Source organism: Streptomyces sp. NPDC002730, from assembly GCF_042888805.1.
GTDB lineage: Bacteria > Actinomycetota > Actinomycetes > Streptomycetales > Streptomycetaceae > Streptomyces.
On the sequence record NZ_JBIAQG010000058.1, the window covers coordinates 1 to 2,801 of the forward strand.

At 69.8% G+C, this 2,801-nt stretch carries 1 protein-coding gene; it reads right to left on the reverse strand.

Annotation, left to right across the window (positions count from 1 at the left end; translation table 11 throughout):
* On the reverse strand, window positions 1-2,801 hold a 2,801-nt coding region (locus ACFYXH_RS42375), incomplete at both ends, for a beta-ketoacyl synthase N-terminal-like domain-containing protein (RefSeq protein ID WP_389575159.1).

Here is a 2,801-nt window from a genome sequence, read left to right on the forward strand (position 1 = left end):
CTGACGCGGAGCTGGCGGACCTTGCGGCCCTGCTCCCGCCAGTACTCCAGCACCTCCACCACAGCGTTCTCGTCACCGGAAATGACCACGGACGAAGGTCCGTTGATCGCGGCGATCGCGATCTCGTGCTCCCGGCCCTCCAGCAGCGGCAGGATCTCCACCTCGGTGGCCTGAATCGCGGCCATCGCTCCACCGGCGGGCAGGGCCTGCATAAGGCGGCCTCGTGCAGCGACCAGCTTGGTGGCGTCTTCGAGGGTGAAGACGCCTGCTGCGTGTGCGGCAGCGAGCTCGCCGACGGAGTGGCCGACGAGGAAGTCCGGGGTCAGTCCCCACGCCTCGACGAGGCGGAAGAGTGCGACCTCGACCGCGAACAGTGCGGCCTGCGTGAATACCGTCTGGTCCAGCAGACCGGAGTCCGCGTTGTCCGTGCCGAAGACGAGCTCCTTCAGCGGACGCTCAAGGTGCCCGTCAAAGTGCGCACAGACCTCGTCGAAGGCCGCCGCGAAGACCGGATACGCCTCGTACAGCTCCCGGCCCATCCCGGCCCGCTGACTTCCCTGTCCCGTGAACAGGAACGCCAGCTTGCCGCCCGTACCGGTCGATCCGTCGACCAGTCCTGGGGCCGTCCGTCCGGCGGCGAGAGCCTCCAGCCCGGACAGCAGCTCCTCACGGCTCGCACCCGAGACCACGGCCCGGTGCTCGAACCGCGCCCGCGACACCGCCAGCGAGTAACCCACATCCGCCAGACCCAGCTCGGAGCCCTCCACGAAGGAGTACAGCCGCTCAGCCTGCGCCCGCAGCGCACCCTCAGACTTGCCCGACAGCACCCACGGAACGACCCCACCAACCACCGGAGCCTCGGAAGCTTCAACAGCTTCCACGGCCGGCGCCTGCTCCAGAATCACATGCGCATTGGTGCCGCTGATGCCGAAGGACGAGACGGCGGCGCGGCGCGGGCGGTCCAGGTCGGGCCATTCCCGTGCCTCGGTGAGCAGCGACACCGCCCCCGCCGACCAGTCGATCTCGGGCGACGGTTCGTCCACGTGCAGGGTCTGCGGGAGAACACCCTCCTGCATCGCGACGACCATCTTGATGATGCCCGCAGCGCCGGCTGCAGCCTGGGTGTGGCCGATATTGGACTTCACCGAGCCCAGCCACAACGGCTCCCCGCCCTCGCGCCCCTGGCCGTACGTGGCCAGCAGCGCCTGAGCTTCGATCGGGTCGCCGAGCCGCGTGCCCGTACCGTGCGCTTCCACCACGTCCACATCGGCCGTGGACAGGCCCGCGCCCGCCAGTGCCTGGCGGATGACGCGTTGCTGCGAGGGACCGTTCGGAGCGGTCAGACCGTTCGACGCGCCGTCCTGGTTCACGGCGGAGCCGCGGACGACCGCAAGCACCTTGTGGCCGTTGCGCTCGGCGTCCGACAGCCGCTCGACGAGCAGCATGCCCACGCCCTCGGCCCAGATCGTGCCGTCGGCCGCACCCGCGAAGGCCTTGCAGCGGCCGTCGGGTGCGAGACCGCGCTGGCGCGAGAAGTCGACAAAGGTGTCAGGTGTCGACATGACCGTGACGCCGCCGGCCAGCGCCAGCGAGCACTCTCCCCGGCGCAGCGACTGAACTGCCAGGTGCAGCGCGACGAGCGAGGACGAGCACGCCGTGTCCACCGAAACGGCCGGGCCTTCGAGACCGAGCGCGTACGAGATACGTCCGGAGGCCACGCTTCCGGACGTGCCCGTGCTGAGGTAGCCCTCCAGGTCCTCGGGCACCGACTGGAGGCTCGGGAAGTAGTCGGTGTTCATGACACCGGCGAAGACACCTGTCTGGCTGCCGCGTACGGACGCCGGGTCGATCCCCGCGGCCTCCAGCGACTCCCAGGAGGCTTCGAGCAGCAGCCGCTGCTGCGGGTCCATCGCCAGCGCCTCACGCGGCGAGATACCGAAGAACTCGGCGTCGAAGTCCGCGGCGGAGACGAATCCGCCTTCGCGGACGTACGTCGTGCCGACGTGCGTCGGATCCGGGTCGTACACGCCCTCGATGTCCCAGCCGCGGTCGGTGGGGAACGTGGAGAGACCTTCACCCTTCTCGACGACCATGCGCCAGAGGTCGTCCGGCGACGCGACATCACCCGGGAAGCGGCAGGCCATACCGACGATGGCGATCGGCTCGTCGTCGTTCCGCGGCCCGGCGACCGGAGCCACGAAACCGGTGGTGGCGGACTGATCGGCGAACGTCTCGGAGAGGAGGTGCTCCACCAGCGCCGACGGGGTCGGGTAGTCGAAAGTGAGTGTCGCCGGGAGACGGAGGCCGGTGAGAGTGTTCAGGCGGTTGCGCAGCTCGACCGCGGTCAGCGAGTCGAACCCCACCTCTTTGAAGGCCCGCTTCGGCTCGATCGCTTGTGCGTTGCCATGGCCGAGTACGGACGCGACATGACCGCGTACGAGCTCGAGCAAGGTGCTCGTCCGCTCGGCGGGCGAGAGCCCGGCGAGACGGCGGGCCAGGACGGACGCGCCGCCGGCCGCTGCCGCTTCGCTCGCCACCACACGGCGCACGGGCGTGCCGACGAGTCCGCGCAGCAGGGCGGGGACCGTGGCGGAGGGCGCGCGGAACATGGCGAGGTCAAGACTCATGGGCGACGAGACAGGGGCGCCCGATGCGCGTGCTGTGTCGAGGAGTTGGAGGGCGAGTTGGGTGGGGAGGGGGGTCATGCCGGAGCGGTGGATGCGCTCGATGTCTGCGGTGGTGAGGTGTCCGGTGATTCCGCTGCGCTGTTCCCACAGGCCCCATTGGAGGGAGGTTGCGGG